This window comes from Balneola sp. (assembly GCA_003712055.1).
GTDB lineage: Bacteria > Bacteroidota > Rhodothermia > Balneolales > Balneolaceae > RHLJ01.
The window spans coordinates 142,438-160,080 of record RHLJ01000006.1 but is presented as its reverse complement, the minus strand read 5'-3'; the positions used below and the strand labels follow the sequence as shown (position 1 = coordinate 160,080).

The following is a 17,643-nucleotide window of genomic DNA, read 5'->3' as shown; positions in this document are numbered from 1 at the left end:
CTAATAACTAAGAGAGCTTTTCTGCAATGGTGATGATTTCAGCAAAACTGTCAGCATTTAAGCTGGCACCACCGATTAAACCACCATCTACATCCGTTTGCCCTAGTAACTCTTCAGCATTTCCTGGCTTCATACTACCACCATATAAAATTCTGATTGCTTGTGCGGTTTCATCATCATATAAACTTGCCAAGACTCCTCGAATATGGGCATGCATTTCCTGAGCTTGTTCAGGGGTAGCCGTTTCTCCGGTCCCAATTGCCCAAATGGGTTCATAAGCAATTACTACATCAAGGGCAGTATTTTCATCAATCCCTTCAAACGCAGCGTTGACCTGATCTTTTACAAGATCGAAATGAACTCCTTCCTTACGCTGATCAAGTGATTCACCCACACAAACTACAGGAACTAAGTTATGAGCAAGTGCCTTATGTGTTTTCTTATTCACCGTACTATCCGTTTCTCCAAAATATTCTCTGCGCTCAGAGTGACCTATAAGCACAAAAGAACAGCCTGCTTCGGTAAGCATACTCGCACTAATTTCTCCGGTATAAGCACCATTATCTTCAAAATGAAAGTTCTGTGCTCCAACCTGGACGTCTGTATCATGTAAATAATTAACCGACATGGATAACGATACAAATGGAGGACAAACGAGTACATCCACATCTTCAGAAACTTCAGCTTTCTTAGTTTTTAGCCCTTCTAGTAATCCTGCTGCTTCATCAGGACCACAATTCATCTTCCAGTTTCCGGCAATTAAAAATCTCCGCATAGTAAGCTTATAATTAGTTGTTAGATAAAGTTTGAGTAATGGCAGGAATTATCTGTTCGAATTCCTCTCCCACAAATTTTCGAACAATATTTCCATTTTGATCTACCAATATTCGAGTTGGAAAATACTGCACATTAAAATCATCAACGATGCCTTGTGCATCAAAACTAGGTGGGTCAGCCAGTGCCCAGAATCTGTTACGCTCCTGGAAAAAACCGATTATGGTATTCACGCTTTCGTCGAAAGGGATGGTGAAATATTCCAGCCCCTGGGGATTGTAGATCTGATAAATCACAGTAGACTCATCATATTGAGACTGGTAAAGAGAATTTGCTAACCTGGAAAACTCCAGCACATATACTGTTCCCAGCAGTCCGGATTTATTTACTGAATCTCCTGCTGCAGTTACAAAACTGAAGTCAGGAAGTCCCATACCCGGAGCAAAGTTACTTATCTCATACCGAATGTTCTTGTACCAAAAACTAGGCTCTTCATCCTTTTTGATGTACTTCCTCTCGTACTTGGCAAGTAATTCGCTGGCAATGTCCACATTTGCGCTATCGAAATGAAGCTTGATGATGGACTGGTCAATGGCTTTATGAACATCCTTCTCTTTAGTCAGGCTTCGAACGGAATCGAGATAAGCGACGGAGGCATCCAGTCCTTTTGTATTTGCTACATATTGTTTCCCAAAAGTTGCTGCCAGGCCGTAAGCCAAGTCTTCGTCAAAGGCCTGGTTTAACCTGCTGAACATCAAGGGCTGATCTATTCTTCTAAGAATGTCTACAGTACCTTCAAGTGCAAATTTGGCTGCCAGGGAGCCTTTATTCCTATTAAACACTTCCCAATATAGGTCTGCCCATTTTTGATATTCCCTTCCGATTAATGAGTCCGGAACCTGCCCGGCAAGAATGAACCTATTTGTCCGATCATAACCACTTCGTACTCTTTCATAGCGCTCCATCGCTCGGTTTTCCCTCGAATCCACAGTGAAATTATTAGGGATTTCACCAGTAATGGAAATGGTATCACTATGTGAGACGATTAATCTAACCATGCCAATATTAACTCCATTTCTGGAGACTTGAAGCGGAAATACACCTGCTTGCTCAGGTTCAATAAGCCCGCTTAAAAATCCATTTGAATCCGTCTCAGCATAAAACATAGTGTCAGCTGCGGCTCCGGGGGTTTCTCTGCTGTAAAGCAAAAAATGAAAACCTGCAAAATTCCCAGTGTCATCCAGAGAGTCGGGAACTGATATTTGAGCAGAAAATAGTGTCGGAGCCTTAATCTCCTCATTCGATTTGGCACATGACACGCCGGCAATTATAATTACTAAAATTGATAGATATACTTTATTCATTCACTTAGCCTTCTAGTTTTTTTGTGACCATCTGGGTAACCATTTTAGGATTGGCTTTCCCTTTTGATGCTTTCATAGCTTGTCCCACAAAAAATCCCATCAGTTGTTTTTTCCCTGCTTTAAACCGCTCCACCTCATCCGGGTTATTGGCGATAATTTCATCCACTAACCCCTCCAAAAATCCTGTATCCGAAACCTGTATTAGATTCAGCTCTTTAGCCCATTCTTCAGCAGATTTTTCCGAATCCAGCATGTTGTTAAAAATGGTCTGCATCGCCGAAGAGTTGATCTTGTCTTCTTCTTTAAGTGATATCAATTCAGAAAGTCGCTGAGGCGTAATGGTGAATTCCCGGATATCAATGCTCTGTTCGTTAAGAACTCGAAGCACTTCACTCAGTACAATGTTCAACGCTGCCTTAGCATTTCCTGAATACTCAGCTACAGATTCAAAGAAATCAGCCAGGTATCGGCTTTCAGTGATTGTTACAGCATCTACTTCACTCATTCCATACTCTTCCATAAATCGCTTTTGGCGAACATCTGCCAGTTCAGGAAGTTCGGCTTTGATCTCATCCAGCATAGTGGAAGTAACAATAATTGGGGGAAGATCAGGCTCTGGGAAATAACGATAATCATGCGCCTCTTCTTTAGATCGCATAGGACGAGACTGCATCTTTGAAGTGTCCCATAACCGGGTTTGCTGTACTACTTCTCCACCGCTCTCAATCAATTCAATTTGACGATAGATTTCATAATCAATCGCCTTCTCCACATTGCGGAAGGAGTTCATATTTTTTAATTCTGTTCTTGTACCGAACTTTTCCCGTCCTCGAGGGCGAACAGAAACGTTGGCATCACAACGAAGACTCCCTTCTTCCATATTTCCATCACAAATCTCCAGATACTGAACAATCTGTTTGATTTTTGTGAGGTAGGCATAAGCTTCTTCGGGAGTTCTTAAATCCGGTTCAGAAACGATCTCAATAAGCGGAGTTCCCGCGCGGTTCAAATCAACCAAGGTATTGTATGGATCCTGATCGTGGATAGATTTACCAGCATCTTCCTCCATATGGATACGGGTTAAACCAATACGCTTGTCATAGTCTTCAAGCTCGATATCTACAAAGCCATCAAAACAGATAGGGGTATCATATTGTGAGATCTGATAGCCTTTTGGTAGATCTGGGTAGAAATAATTTTTCCGGGCAAAGATTGATTTGGGAGCAACCGAACAGTTTGTTGCCAATCCCATTTTGATGATATAGCGAACCAGGTTTTCATTTACTACCGGAAGCGTTCCGGGATGTCCAAGGCACAATGGAGTTACCTGTGTATTGGGTGCTTCACCATAAATGGCCGCTACCGGGGCAAAGGCTTTACTTTTTGTCAATAACTGGGCATGGACTTCAAGTCCAATTACCGCTTCGAACCGCTCATGCGCAATCGTGCTCATTCAGAAATAGTTTCGATGTTTGTAAGAGGGTGCAAAGATATTAAAGTTGAGCGTGAGATAGTATTGAGATAAACATAGAATCTGCTCTTTCATTATAACCCGGAATCACCTTCTGAGCTATGAGATCCAGTTCATACTTTGAAAGTAGCCTTTCTATATTCATCTCATTCTCTTCTTTAAATACCGAGCAGGTAATATACACCAGGTATCCATCGCGTTTTAGATGAGCCATACTGTTCACAACTATAGATCGCTGTAATGTTGCATACCATTCTATCCTGGATTCATCGAAATAATGAAACTGCTCAGGTGTGCGAGACCAGGTACCACTTCCTGTACATGGAACATCAGCTATAATTATATCAAAAGGATGATTGGGAATATCGTTTATTGGCTTTGAAAGATCTGCCGTTAGTTCATCATATCTGTTTATTCCTGCCTTTTTAAACCTGTTTCGAAGGTTATTCAGAATAGAAGATCGAACATCGGAAACCGTGAGCTGAATTGAATTATTTAAGTCAAAAGCCATTATTGACTTCCCTCCACTTCCTGCGCAGCAATCCCATACCCGTAAAGGGTCACCCTGAACTTGTTTCAGGGTCTGAAACAACTCAAATAGTTCGTTTCCAACCTGTTGAGAGCTCCAATCCTGTATTACTGCCTCTTTATCCAGGACTAGAATTTGATCCAGTTTAGTATTAGGAGAAACCGAACTAGCTTGTTCACCGACTATCTCAAATTGAATATCATGACTTTTAAGCTTGTTGAGCACCGTCTCTTTAAATCCAGGACGAATTCTAACAAATACATTTGGTTGGGTAAGAAATGAATCTGAAAACTCATCAGAAGCTATCCCTTCACTCAGCCCAGAGCGATAAGGAAATAACTGTTCCAATTCAGTTTCGATTCCCAGAAATCTTTTTTTCTCCGCTATTGAGCTGGTGACTTTATCAACCCATTCTGGTTTTAAAGCTTCCAGCACTTGATTGGGTTCTTGGGAAACCAGGAATAATCCCATAAGAATTCGTTCTTCTTTTGGTACATCCATTAGGCTCTTCCCCAGGCGAAAATAACAATAACAAAGATGACTGATTATTCTTCTATCTCTGGAACCATACTTCTTATTCTTTCTGAAAACAGATTTCAAAAAGAGAGAGAACGGTTCTTTCCCTGAGTATTCAGAAAGAATAGATGTTGAAGAGTTTAGATATGAATGAAATCGACTCATTTTACAAACGTGCATTTATATGAATGCTATTAATTATTACACATAAACGCTTTTTTGGTGAATCTTGTGTGTGATTGGTTACTCGTTAATGGTTATTGGAAAGGTGATTTACCAATAACCATTAACGAATAACACTTAAAGTCAGTGAATAACTAAACTTATTATACCCTTAACAATACAACCGAATAAATCTTATATGTTTTTCAATTTGCATTAAACTACGTTACGTTAGATCATAATACTGTTTTATAACTGTCTCGGGAAACAAAACGATATGTTTTGATTAAACAAATCATACAAAGAAATAGCGTTTCATAATCAAGTCTTAGATTCAAATGAAATACATAGCAATACCTTTTCTTTTACTAATTTTCTCAGGCCCTTTAACCGCTTTTCAAACTGATCTATCGGACTCTTTATTTGTAATCGAACCTCATTTTATTGCTAATCAGAATCAAGTCCTTTCAGAGGTCTACCCTGTCGATATAAATAATGACGGGTTTACCGACCTGATATTCAGAGATTATACTCCCTCAGTACCATTTGAACAAAAAACGGTAACTATTAGCTTTATTCCTGGCTCACCGAATGGATTGTTATTTCAAAATAAAGAAACAATTATCTCAAACAGTTTTATTAACAAATTATTTATTGATGATTGGGATGAAAATGGGTCTTTAGATTTAATTACTCAGAAATCCAGGTTTATCGATGGAACTACAAGTATGACTAATGATCTAATTGAGATCTATTTTATGGATGATGCCAGCATAATCGATAGCTTGGAATTTTCTGCCCCGTATGAGATCTATTTAGGAGAAGAAACGAATCCAAAAGAGCTTTACCATCTAAATGATTTAGACCTTGATGGAAGAAATGATATGATCTTTCTAGGTTTCAGTCATATTACTATTGGATGGAGCAATGGAAATGAGCCTCCTGAATTTGATGAGATCACAAATTTCGGGCAAAATACATACTCTACTGAAATATTTGACTTCAATCAGGATGGGTATCTTGACTTTTTATACGATGACCAATACTGGGATGAACCAGCAATTCAGGTCAATAATAAAGATCGAAGCTTTACCAGAACGTCAATTGGACTTCCAAATTCAAACCCTCAAGTCCCTGAGAGTATGTACTGGACTTTCGATTCGTTTTGGTATAACGATGATCACTTTCCAGATTTATTAATACAAAGACCTGATGGTGACTCAGAAGGTGGATTCTATGAAATCTATATTTATGATGATTCCTCCTCCACATACACTTTGAGCCCATCTGCATTTTCAGGAAATCAAATAGGTCAAATGACAGCAATACATCTGAATAATGATGGATATGCGGATTTTGTCGAAGTAAATGAAAATGAAGCTACTCTTTGGGTCAATGAATCAAATTCCAGCTTTAGCAAAATAGTTCTCGATCTTGATACTAATTATGGTTCTACTGGGAGTATTTTTTATTTCGACTCTGATTTAGATAATGATTTGGACGTTTTTTTCTGGTTTCAAAATTCGGGATATCTTTATCAACTTGAATTTGAAGGCACATTAACCAATGAGCAACCAACTATTCCTGAATTTCAATCTGTTTCTGTTACTGATGTTGGTTCGGTGAATCTAAGCTGGAACAAAAGCAATGATTTTGAATCCTTAGAAGGACATGTAAAGTACAGAATAACAGTAAATTCCGAAGAGCAGCAAATTATTTTAGAAACACACTCTAACGATATAACATTAACAGAGTTGAAAGCGGGTAATTATAATGTAAGTATAAGTTCAATAGACCCATTGCAATCTGAATCCAGTAGTTCTCTACCAGCTAATTTCGTAATCATTCTTGAGTCTGGTGAATCTAGCAATGACCTACCTGCTGAGGTTTTTTTACACCAAAACTATCCTAACCCCTTTAACCCGGTAACTAATATCTCTTTTGAGCTGAATAAAACAGAAGACGTTAAGCTTACCGTTTTTGATGCGTTGGGGAGAACCGTATCTACTTTAGTTGATGAAAGAAGAAGCGCCGGATTACATACTATCCGGCTTGACGCTTCAAATTTTCCCTCAGGTATATACTTTTATCAATTAGAAGCCGGCGGGGTTGAGCAAACGAAGAAATTAACACTGATCAAATGACAGAGAAGAAACTGCTACTTTTACTTTTCTTAGGGGGAGTTAGTTTTTCGGGGAATGCTCAGGAGAAATACTTTCATGATTTAAAAGGCATAGAGGATTCAGTAGGGGTTACTCATTTGTTTTATCGAATATACGAAGAGGTACCTACCCCATGCCCATTTGAAGAGGATCCCGATGTAACTTTACTAAATAACGTCTTTCACTTTAATACTTCAACTCAACAAGATTCCATCAAATTTGATGACTATTACAATCCCTGGTGTTTGAGTGGACATTCGGATTCAGAACGAGTTTGGGATTACGGCTTCTATGAAAATGATCCTTCAAAATGGGTAAAACAGCCACTATATCAGGGGTGTTTCCCTCCTCCAGTAGTTGATTACCGAGGAAGGAAATTAACTGCTCCAGGCGTATGTCTTACAAAACAAAGATCGACTGGTTCTATCGATCTTGATTCGGAAAATGGATTCATACTATCCAACAAAGAAGACTCTTTATACTATAATGAGAGCGTTGAAGGAGTAGCTTTTAGAGTTTCTATAGAGGAAGATTTTAACCCAAACTTTTTTATCACAACTGAAGAAGAATATGCCTTTTTCTATCACTATTTAGATTCTGTAGGTACCGAATTTGGTATACAAGGTATCCACCCTGTTCAGGACTCGTTGTTTTATTCAATCAACGATATGGGTCACTTGTTCATCAGTGAATATTATACAGCCAGATTTAAAATCTCCGACTCAACTGCTTCTTATCAAACCCTAAGCTTTGATTCTGAGGCCTCTGTTTTATACGCGATCGTTACTGTAGAAGAGAATGAGGTTTATAGAAGATCATTAAAGAGATCTGAGGACTTTGGCCGACCTAATTCCTGGGCTAATATTCCCTTTCCAGAAGAAGTGGATCGTTTACAATTCTTGGTTACTGATTCGGAAGAAGAAGGAACTGTGCTTATAGCGGATTCCACAACCATTTATCTTTCATCTAATTTTGGAGAAAGTTTTGAGTTCCTAACTGAGATAGATTCCAGGATAACTGGTCTCTATAAAAAGCCTAAGTCGAGCTTGCTCTATACCCTAAGTGAAGAAGAACTTTTTGAAGTAAACACTCAAACCGGAACAATAACGTCCATCAAAAAACTTCCTGTCTCCAATGAAGTCGTGACTGAAGTTCCAAACTCTGTTGTACTTCATCAAAACTATCCCAACCCTTTTAACCCGGTTACTAACATCACTTTCGAGTTGAATAAAACAGAAGAAGTTAAGCTTAGCATTTATGATGTATTGGGAAGATCAGTAGCTACCTTGGTTGATGAGAGACGAAGCGCCGGATTACATACGCTCAGTTTTGATGCATCAAATTTGCCCTCAGGTATTTACTTTTACCGCTTAGAAACAAAAACACAATCCCTCGTAAAGAAACTCACATTGTTAAAATGAATCGTACACTTCGAATGAAAAAACTCGCTACATGGATAAGCAGAACCCTTTTAATTCTTATGGTAGCATGTACACATAAGCCAGAACCAGATCAAAAAGAGACAAGTACTACTACTTCTGCTTCGACCTTTACAGACATCACGTTAACAGATTTCGAGCTGCTTACCGAATCTGCTGATTCCACTCTTATTGTCCTGGATGTAAGAACCGACAGAGAGTTCGAGGCAGGACATATTCCAAATGCGATTCAGGTGGATTTCATGGACCAGGATTTCAAAATGAACATTGCTGAATTCGATACTTCAAAAACTTATATCGTCTACTGTCAATCAGGTGGAAGAAGTGCTGCCGCTTCAACTATTATGGTGAAAGAACTTGGCTTTTCAAATGTCAAAAACCTCTCTGACGGTTATTCGGGATGGAGCAGAAAAAGCCAGTAAAAGTCTTTTTTAACATCTTCGCAATGGAACCGCTTTTCCAAATCATATAGAATGATTTTTAGTACTCGCACAAGATTTTAGGACGAGAATTTTCTCCAAAAAATCCAAATAAATTTCCCCACCTAAATTTATTCATCGAAACTTCATATAGGCTGGTAATTTTTTATGCGAGCCGGAGGTGCTGATTTACATTAATAAGGTATTGACGGCTTAGCCAAAAAAGGTTTAACCGTTAACTAATCTCTTATAATGGGATTAAAATCCTTTGATCTATGCTTATCTTAAAAGGACCTTATAACCCTATCGAAACAGGATCTATGAAAGCTGACTACGACGTACATCCAAGAAGTTCAATTGGCTTGGATTACTTAGGCCTTGGAAGCAATACAGAAGTATACTGGAACTTAAATCCATCCGAACTTTATGAACACGCCGTACTGCATGGCGAAGCAATTTTAACCAAAGATCATGCTCTACTAGTACATACCGGAAAATTTACCGGACGCTCTCCGAAAGATAAGTTTGTGGTTGAGCAACCTTCTATTCAAGACGACATTGACTGGGGCCCCGTAAACCAGCCAACCTCAGAAGAAGTCTTTAACAACCTTTATGACAAAGTAGTCAACTATCTTTCCGATAAACGCCTCTTTGTGAAAGATGTATTTGCCGGAGCTGACGAAAATAATAGACTGAATGTACGTGTAGTAAGTGAGGTAGCCTATCATGCCCTGTTTACTCACAACATGTTCATCCGACCTTCTGATGAAGAACTAGGTGTTCATGAGCCTGAATTCACCGTATTGGCTGCTCCTTTCTTTGAAGCTGATCCGGCTATTGATGGAACACGAACCAGTACTTTTATTCTGTGTAATTTTGAAAAAAAGATCATCCTTATCGGTGGCACCATGTATTCAGGTGAAGTGAAGAAGGGAATCTTCGCGATAATGAATTATCTGCTTCCAAAAAAGGGAGTGATGGCGATGCATTGTTCTGCTAACCATGATGAAAATGGGAAAACAGCTGTCTTCTTTGGTCTTTCAGGTACTGGTAAAACAACACTTTCAGCTGACCCGGACAAAACCCTTATCGGTGACGATGAACATGGCTGGAGTGATGACGGAATTTTCAACTTTGAAGGTGGATGCTATGCGAAAACCATAAATCTGTCAGAAGAAAGCGAACCGATGATTTACGCAACCACCAAGATGCCAGGAACTATTCTTGAGAATGTAATTCTTGATGATAATAGAGAGCCTGACTTTACAAATGTGAGTCTGACTCAAAACACTCGTTGCTCTTATCCAATTCACTTCATCCCAAATGCAAGTGACACTGGTAAAGGAAATCATCCTGAAAATATCATCTTCTTAACTTGTGATGCCTTTGGGATACTACCCCCTATCTCTCGTTTAACTCCGGAGCAGGCGATGTACCACTTCATTAGTGGATACACTGCTAAAGTAGCCGGTACTGAGCGTGGAGTAACCGAACCCGAAGCTACTTTCTCAGCTTGTTTTGGATCTCCATTTATGCCACTCCACCCTACTGTGTATGCGGAGCTACTGGCAGAGAAAATTAAGAAGCATAACTCAAAAGTATGGTTGGTTAACACTGGCTGGACTGGCGGTGTGTATGGAATCGGTAAGCGTATGAAGCTTTCTTTCACCCGTAAAATGCTTTCACAAGCTATTGATGGCGATTTGGAAGATGTGGAATATGTAAAGGATCCGGTATTCGGTTTCCAGGTGCCTATTCAAGTGAAAGGAGTTCCTTCAAAGATTCTTATCCCACGTTACACCTGGGACGATGCCCACGAATATGATAAGAAAGCACAACAACTTGCTCAGATGTTTGTGGATAATTTCAAAAAATTTGAAGATAATGCCAGTGATGAGATTCTTGGGGCTGCACCCCGGACTCTCTGATGTTAAGGGATTAACTCTATGCTTAATATAAAGCCCCGCACTTTTGTGTGGGGCTTTTTTTGTCTGCCACACAAACATTAGTAGTTTCGTTTTTTGTGGCTAATCCAATGGAATAGCTAATCCACCCCTGTATCCCCTCCCAAGAAGGGAACTCCCTGGCTTAAATTAAATCTATAACAACGAGCCTCCCCTCCAGTGGAGGGGATTGAAGGGTGGGTCCAAAGAAGCTATTATCTATGGATTCATCTAAATACAAGCTCCTTTTTATTGATCCTAAGTTTCCATTACCTTCAGCGATGCGCATTCCGATCATACTTTTATTCACTCTTATTTGTGCTACAAGCCAAGCTCAAATAACCTCCCTTCAACTCACCATACCCAAGAGTTATACCATTCTGAAAACGAGCAATACCTTTTCTATTGATGGTAAAGCATTTGAGCCATCATGGAATGAAGCTCTGTGGACCGATTATTTCATAGATATTGAAGGGAACAAAAATCCAAAGCCCTATTACAATACCAGGGTCAAAATGCTTTGGGATGATGAATTCATCTACTTTTATGCAGAAATGGAAGAAGAACACGTTTGGGGAGATATCACAGAAAGAGACGCCGTGATTTTTCACAATAATGACTTTGAAGTGTTTGTGAAGCCCAACCAGTACCAACCCTATTATGGTGAGTTTGAAGTTAATGTGTTGGGTACTCTCTGGGAGCTATTCCTGGCTCGCCCCTATCGAAGAAATGGACCAGTATTAAATCATTGGGATGTAAATGGCACTCAAATCGGAATCGATATAAAAGGTACTATTAATAACCCAACTGATATTGATACTTCCTGGTCGGTAGAGTTGGCAATTCCAATCCAGGCACTAAAAGAAATTGATCGTGGTAGTGAGGTAAAAGAAGGAAGCATGTGGAGAATCAACTTCTCCAGAGTTCAATGGCAACACCAGGTGAATGATGGAGTCTATTCCAGGAAAACAGATGAAGAAGGAAACCGACTCCATGAAAATAATTGGGTGTGGACGGAGCAATCGGCCATTGCCATGCACCGACCTGAGCATTGGGGCTATGTGTTCTTCACCGAACAAGAGGAAATGAGTCAGGCTAATAATTACGCTCCTTCCCTTGCTATAGAATACCAACTAGTATTTTACCTCTATCGAAAGCAAATGGATTGGAGGAATCAGAATAAAGTTTTCACCTCAAATATCTCCGATCTGGGAGGCCCTGACTTTAACACAAATGGCTTCCAACTCTCCGCAGAAACATCGCTAACCAAACTCGGGTTTGAGATCACGGTTTCAAACTCAAAAGGACAAACCATTACCGTTAATCAAGACGGATACGTAATTGCTGACCAATGAAAATCACTTCCTACTTAGTAGTACTCGTTCTATTTATTTCCTGTGTTCCTGCAACTGAACAGGAATCTGAACCTGAATTTATGATTGCTGCCTGGACGGGTGGTGGAATCGCTGATACCGATGAAGAATGGAGAACAGAACTTCAACGACTTTCAGAATATGGACTCACCGACTTATATCTTGGCGCTGGAAAAGAGAAACTGGAACAAGCTGCTTCCATTGCCAGCGAATTTGATATTGATATCCATGGATGGGTATGGACTCTAAATCGCCCCGGAGATACCACAGCAGCCAAAAATCCTGAGTGGTATGCGGTAAACCGAAACGGAGATAATTCCTGGGATTATCGTGCTTATGTGGATTACTATCAGTGGCTCTCCCCTTTTTCGGAAGGTGCCAGGGAGCATATTAAATCCAATATTCGGGAAGTAGCCAAAGCTGAAGGGGTCAAGTCTGTACATTTGGATTATGTTCGTTATGTAGATGTAATCCTTGGAGCCGACCTTCAACCTGTATATGATCTGGTTCAGGATCGACAATTCCCTGAATATGATTATGGGTATCACCCTAATGCCCGTGAAGGATTCAAAGAGTTATTTGGTATTGACCCTATGGAAATGGAACACCCCGAGTTGAGTATGGAATGGTTACAGTACCGACTAAATGCGGTAACAACCTTAGTAAACGAGCTTGCTGATATCGCTCATTCAAATGATAAGCTCATTACTGCGGCAGTCTTCCCTTTTCCGGAAATGAGTCGCCAAATGGTGCGCCAGGATTGGGCGAGCTGGAACCTGGATATTGCCCTTCCTATGCTTTACCAAAACTTCTACCGCCAGAACTTTGAGTGGGTGAAGTTCTCAACAGAGCAAGGTATTCGTGAATCTCATGAGCGATTCCCTATTGTTGCCGGATTGTACATTCCACCAATGAATCCCGATGAACTCGATCAGGCCATCCAAAAAGCCATTGAAGGTGGAGCTTCCGGTATCTCTGTATATGATGTCGGCGCTATGAGCGATGAACATTGGGAGGTGATTAAGAGATTGAGTGAGGAGAGGAATTAGGAATGATTGAATATCACGGCTGGATCACTTTGAGATTCAGTGACTATGATGACGGTGTCAAAAAGCAGTCAGAGTTTCTCAAAGCGTTTAAAAAATATCTCACAGAATCTCATCCGATTATAGATGAGAAAAAATCAAAGTTTATAGACTACAATGGCTTAGAAGCCTTCATCTTCAGTTCGCAACACAATCATAAGGACCAAAGTGTATTTTATCCAATACAAATTTTAAAATGGTTAGCTGAGAATGGACCTGGATCTTATGGGACTTTATACATTCTCGATGATGAAGATCATAATGATGAGATCGACAATTCAAACATATTTAAGCTCTGGGTTTTGAAACGAGGGAAAGTTTATGAAACAAATGACCAAAACTTGTCGCCTTATATCCCAGAATGTGAAAAGGAATACGATCCTAAGAACCCACCAATTGATTACGATTTTGAGTAGATAAAATGATCTCAAAGATTTTAAAAGTATTGAAGCCTAAAAGTAGCTTGAGGAAATACAATTCTCTTACTGTAGATTCATTTTTTAATTTATCTGAATCTGAACAAAAAGCGGTTTGCCAAAGACTTACTCCTTATAAACCTAATGAATGGGATATTTTTAAAGCTGTAGAAAAAAAGTTTATAGATGATTACGGTGACCAGGAGGCTGTTAGCGAAGTATTTTGTGGACTGGCACCAGGTGTAGGCCCTTATAATTCGATAAACGTAACCATACTTAAAGCTAAAAAAAGAGTTAACCTGCCAAAGCACTATTTGGGCTTTCCTGTTTTAAAACACTTCCTGAGAGAAAAATGATTACTGAAATTAATAAAGCTTGGAGCTGGAAAGGATTCAACGCTACTGAAATCATTCGAACCAATGACTTCGGTAATGTGGTTTTCAAAACAGACAAGAACGAGTATTGGAGAATCTGTCCTGAAGAAATTAGTTGTGAAAAAGTTGCAGAATCAGAAATTGAATTTAACCTGCTTTCAACTAACTCTGAATTCATTGAAGATTGGGAAATGACAAACCTTGTGGCGAAAAGTTTATTGATGATTTTCTAAATGAGGAAGGATTGGCATTTACAAAATTCTACTATTTAAATGCTAAAGGGGAATACGGAAAATACCTCACAGACTATCAACTCACTTTAGGTCGGAAATATGATTCACTTTATGAAATACCTAATACCCAGGAAAACTACGATCGGATGTCTAAAATGATTTCCTGGAGATATAAAAAATGGAAAAAGAAATCGAACTCGAGATGGAAATTCTGGAAAAGAAAATGATATGGGAGATGATTTCCACTTTTTCAAAACAAAAATGCCCAACACTAGAAGAGCAGATTACTATCTAGGCTGTTTAGACGGTTCTATTTTTTTAGATTTTAATCGCTCACCTGATAATAGAATTTCATTGGTAAGAATTTCTTTTGACGGATTTGGGTGCTGTGGACTTGATGAAAGTTCAATTGAATTGAGTAGTAAGAATTCTCAAGATTTTATCTCTGAAATGGAAAAAGAGAGCTTAGATCAAAAAGTAATTAGTGAATTAGTCTATCAGATCATAAATGCCAATAGAGAACATATTTGGCCAGAAGCAATTAAAGAGTATGGCTTGCTAAAAAAAGAATAAGTGAGAGTTACGCATTAATGGGATTATCAACGCTCAAAAACAAAAAACTCATTCTAGCCATTTGTGCATGCCTCCTAGCGATTACCGCCCATTCCCAGGAAACCGAGCTTGACGTACTGAGCTATGAACTAACCATCGAACCAAATATTCAAAACCAATCTATCGAAGGTAGTCTTCTAATTAAATTTGAAGTAGCAGACAGTATAAACGAGATAAGCTTAGATGCATCAACACTTGAAATATATAAGGTGTCAGGAGCAAGTGTTATCTATCACAAAAAAGTTGATTCAAAATTGCTGGTAGATCTTACTCCACAAGAACAAACTCTGCATGAAATAGCCATCCATTATCATGGAAATCCTGAAAGAGGACTTCTTTTCAATGCCGATAAGAATCAAGCTCATACCGTTTTCTTTACCGACCATTGGATGGTTAGTAATAATGCCCCAAATGACCGAGCTACTTTTTCTATCAATATTCTCCTTCCAAAAGGGATGCAGTCTATAGCAAGTGGTGAGTTAGTAGGTATTGAAGAAAAAGGAGAAAAGGAACTTCATAAATGGCATCAAAGCTATGAAACACCTTCCTATACCTATGGATTTGTTATCGGATCATTCACAGAAACAACGGAGCCAATCGGAGAGGTAAATCTGAATTACTATTCATCCGAGCTAGATGAGAATGAGTTGAAGGAAATGTTTATCGAAACTTCTGCTATTCTGGAGTTTTTTGAACAAAAATCAGGCATAGAATATGTTCAAGACTCCTACTCACAGATTTTAATTGGCGATAATTATCAGGAAATGTCTGGCCTTTCAGTTTTAGCAGACTCCTATCCTACTTTCGTGTTCAGAGATAGCTCCGAAATCCATCTTATATCTCATGAGCTAGCACATCAGTGGTGGGGAAACATGATCACCTGTAAGGATTTTGGCCACTTTTGGTTGAATGAGGCTTTTGCTGTTTATATGTCCTCAGCATTCAGTGAGCACAGATTTGGTAAGGAAAAATACCAATCCGATATAGCCATCTACAAAAGCATCTACGATGATCTTGTTGAAAGAGGGTTGGACAGACCTTTGGTTTTTGAGGAATGGAGGTCCAACCGGGATAATCGAAATGTTGTTTACTACAAGGGTGCGTATGTATTGCACATCTTAAGAGAAGAGCTTGGAGACGAAGCCTTTTGGAAAGGCATCCAATATTACAGCAAAAGCTATTTTGGAAAATCTGTAACAACAGATGATTTCAAACTAGCCATGGAGGAAGCCACCAATTCGGATTTAGATGCCTTTTTTGAAACATGGATTTACTAAAAGTGAGAACTGATTCCCAAATCTATTAATCAGAGGTTAATTTAGACCAGTTACCAAGTCATGCTGAACTCGTTTCAGCATCTTTGTGAGGCATCAAGAGTACTCATCGACTGATCATTAAACAAAGCCACGTCATAAGATTCCGAAATAAATTCGGAATGACCTATAAGAGAGACTTTGATGGAAATTTAGACTAGTTCTTAAGGCTGTTTTGTCTAGATTAGGCAGCCACTTAGTCAGCCGAATTGACCCAGTTGAGATGCAAATTTTTAATTTAAAGAAGCAAAAAGCTATCAGAGTACCTGTATTTATAGGCATTACCATTCTGATAACGCTATGGCATCCAGCAACAATGTTTGCACAACTTCTTCCAAATCAATTTCACTCATCTACTGAGCAGTACGGACTTCACTGGAACCTGGACTATAATTCCGAAGTGTTATCTAATGTGGCCGGAGGTATACAAAACAAAACGGTTTACCAGGGGTATTTGGATCTAAACATCCATTTTGATTTTGAGAAAATAGTAGGACTAAAAGGAACTTCCATTGATTTCAATGTCATAAACCTGCATGGAAAGAGCCCCTCTTCTTTCGTGGGCGATGATTTGTTAGTCTCCAATATAGACGGTGCCAAGACAACACGACTCCAGCATTTTTTTATAAACTATCAATCCTCAAACGAAAACTTGGCATCAAAGCTGGGATGTTAGCTGTTGATGAAGATTTCCTGACAACCACAGGCACTACCCTGTTCCTTCACATGCCAGCTGGTTACGCATACACACTTTCACCCAATGCTCCGCCATGGCCCGTCGCTTCAACCGCCATACAGATACGTTATGATCTTACTGAGCAATGGACACTACGGCTCGGTGGCTTTGACGCGGATGGCGATAACGTCGATGAATTCGATGGCAACCCCCACGGTTTCCAATTTACACTTCAGCCCGATAACGCCCTTTTGATTGCTGAGACCACCTGGAAAGGATCGCTCGGAGGAGCCAAAGGTTTTTATCGCCTTGGAACCTGGTACGACACAAACACCTTTCCTACAGCTAGTGGTTCTCTTAAACGAGGATTGACGAGCGTCTATTTGGCTGCGGAACAACAACTCTATTCCAAAGCGAACCGGGAGGAAGACGGATTATATCTTTTCACTCTTGCCGGCCTGATATTACAAGATGAAAGAACGCCTTATGATTATGACATTCATGCGGGAGCTTACTGGAAAGGCCTTATTTCACACTGGGATGACAACTTAGGTTTCATCGTTACCTACCCCCATGTGGGCGATGTATTGGTGGCTTCCAACTTGCCAGGACAAACCCAAACTGAATCTTTTCTAGAACTGACCCATCAAAAAAACGTTCTGGATGGTTGGGCTATACAAGGAAGTGTGATACATGTCATCAATCCTGGTGGAGCAAGCGCCAGGCAGATTGATAACGCAACCGTACTTGGCATCCGAACAACCTTTTCATTGTAATTAAAA

The 17,643-nt window shown here is 39.6% G+C and carries 18 protein-coding genes; 14 read left to right on the top strand and 4 right to left on the bottom strand.

Annotation, left to right across the window (positions count from 1 at the left end):
- Window positions 1-7: 7 nt before the first annotated feature.
- The 4 genes from ED557_14190 to ED557_14175 are packed head-to-tail and all read right to left on the bottom strand — an operon-like array spanning window position 8 to window position 4,834.
- The gene (locus ED557_14190) at window positions 8-775 is read right to left on the bottom strand and encodes a triose-phosphate isomerase (GenBank protein ID RNC79667.1); all 768 of its coding nucleotides are present in this window, start codon (window positions 773-775) and stop codon (window positions 8-10) included.
- A gap of 13 nt (window positions 776-788) precedes the next feature.
- Entirely contained in the window at window positions 789-2,138 is a 1,350-nt protein-coding gene (locus ED557_14185; GenBank protein ID RNC79666.1) for a hypothetical protein, read from the bottom strand.
- A 4-nt stretch (window positions 2,139-2,142) separates the two neighbouring features.
- Window positions 2,143-3,591 (bottom strand): Asp-tRNA(Asn)/Glu-tRNA(Gln) amidotransferase subunit GatB, encoded by a 1,449-nt coding sequence (gene gatB / locus ED557_14180; protein RNC79665.1) that lies wholly within the window; start codon window positions 3,589-3,591, stop codon window positions 2,143-2,145.
- Between the two features lie 40 nt (window positions 3,592-3,631).
- Entirely contained in the window at window positions 3,632-4,834 is a 1,203-nt protein-coding gene (locus tag ED557_14175; protein ID RNC79664.1) for an Fmu (Sun) domain-containing protein, read from the bottom strand.
- 320 nt (window positions 4,835-5,154) lie between these two features.
- Between ED557_14175 and ED557_14170 the strand changes: the two genes are divergently transcribed.
- From ED557_14170 to ED557_14105, 14 genes are all read left to right on the top strand, one after another.
- Window positions 5,155-6,960: a T9SS C-terminal target domain-containing protein gene (locus ED557_14170; GenBank protein ID RNC79663.1), complete on the top strand. Its 1,806-nt coding sequence runs from the start codon at window positions 5,155-5,157 to the stop codon at window positions 6,958-6,960.
- A complete protein-coding gene (locus ED557_14165) occupies window positions 6,957-8,399 on the top strand; it encodes a T9SS C-terminal target domain-containing protein (protein ID RNC79662.1) in 1,443 nt (480 codons plus the stop codon). Before ED557_14170 ends, ED557_14165 begins: the two co-directional genes overlap by 4 nt.
- Before the next feature lie 59 nt (window positions 8,400-8,458).
- Window positions 8,459-8,839: a rhodanese-like domain-containing protein gene (locus ED557_14160; GenBank protein ID RNC79752.1), complete on the top strand. Its 381-nt coding sequence runs from the start codon at window positions 8,459-8,461 to the stop codon at window positions 8,837-8,839.
- A gap of 317 nt (window positions 8,840-9,156) precedes the next feature.
- A complete protein-coding gene (pckA, locus tag ED557_14155; GenBank protein ID RNC79751.1) occupies window positions 9,157-10,764 on the top strand; it encodes a phosphoenolpyruvate carboxykinase (ATP) in 1,608 nt (535 codons plus the stop codon).
- Window positions 10,765-11,000: 236 nt separating this feature from the next.
- Complete coding sequence (locus ED557_14150; GenBank protein RNC79661.1) at window positions 11,001-12,134, top strand: carbohydrate-binding family 9-like protein; 1,134 nt, start codon at window positions 11,001-11,003, stop codon at window positions 12,132-12,134.
- The gene (locus ED557_14145) at window positions 12,131-13,201 is read left to right on the top strand and encodes a hypothetical protein (GenBank protein ID RNC79660.1); all 1,071 of its coding nucleotides are present in this window, start codon (window positions 12,131-12,133) and stop codon (window positions 13,199-13,201) included. The genes ED557_14150 and ED557_14145 overlap by 4 nt, the downstream gene beginning before the upstream one ends.
- A gap of 2 nt (window positions 13,202-13,203) precedes the next feature.
- Complete coding sequence (locus ED557_14140; GenBank protein ID RNC79659.1) at window positions 13,204-13,653, top strand: hypothetical protein; 450 nt, start codon at window positions 13,204-13,206, stop codon at window positions 13,651-13,653.
- Window positions 13,654-13,658: 5 nt separating this feature from the next.
- On the top strand, window positions 13,659-14,009 hold the full coding sequence (locus ED557_14135; protein ID RNC79658.1) for a hypothetical protein: 351 nt from the start codon (window positions 13,659-13,661) through the stop codon (window positions 14,007-14,009).
- Window positions 14,006-14,260 (top strand): hypothetical protein, encoded by a 255-nt coding sequence (locus tag ED557_14130; protein RNC79657.1) that lies wholly within the window; start codon window positions 14,006-14,008, stop codon window positions 14,258-14,260. Before ED557_14135 ends, ED557_14130 begins: the two co-directional genes overlap by 4 nt.
- Window positions 14,212-14,487 carry a hypothetical protein gene (locus ED557_14125; protein ID RNC79656.1) on the top strand — a complete coding sequence of 92 codons (276 nt, stop codon included), beginning with the start codon at window positions 14,212-14,214 and terminating at the stop codon, window positions 14,485-14,487. Before ED557_14130 ends, ED557_14125 begins: the two co-directional genes overlap by 49 nt.
- 1 nt (window position 14,488) lies before the next feature.
- Window positions 14,489-14,833: a hypothetical protein gene (locus ED557_14120; protein ID RNC79655.1), complete on the top strand. Its 345-nt coding sequence runs from the start codon at window positions 14,489-14,491 to the stop codon at window positions 14,831-14,833.
- Window positions 14,834-14,850: 17 nt separating this feature from the next.
- Window positions 14,851-16,149, top strand: a complete 1,299-nt coding sequence (locus tag ED557_14115) for a hypothetical protein (protein RNC79654.1) — start codon at window positions 14,851-14,853, stop codon at window positions 16,147-16,149.
- 259 nt (window positions 16,150-16,408) lie between these two features.
- Entirely contained in the window at window positions 16,409-16,861 is a 453-nt protein-coding gene (locus ED557_14110) for a hypothetical protein (protein ID RNC79653.1), read from the top strand.
- Window positions 16,822-17,637: a hypothetical protein gene (locus ED557_14105; GenBank protein ID RNC79652.1), complete on the top strand. Its 816-nt coding sequence runs from the start codon at window positions 16,822-16,824 to the stop codon at window positions 17,635-17,637. Before ED557_14110 ends, ED557_14105 begins: the two co-directional genes overlap by 40 nt.
- The last annotated feature ends 6 nt before the right edge of the window (window positions 17,638-17,643 follow it).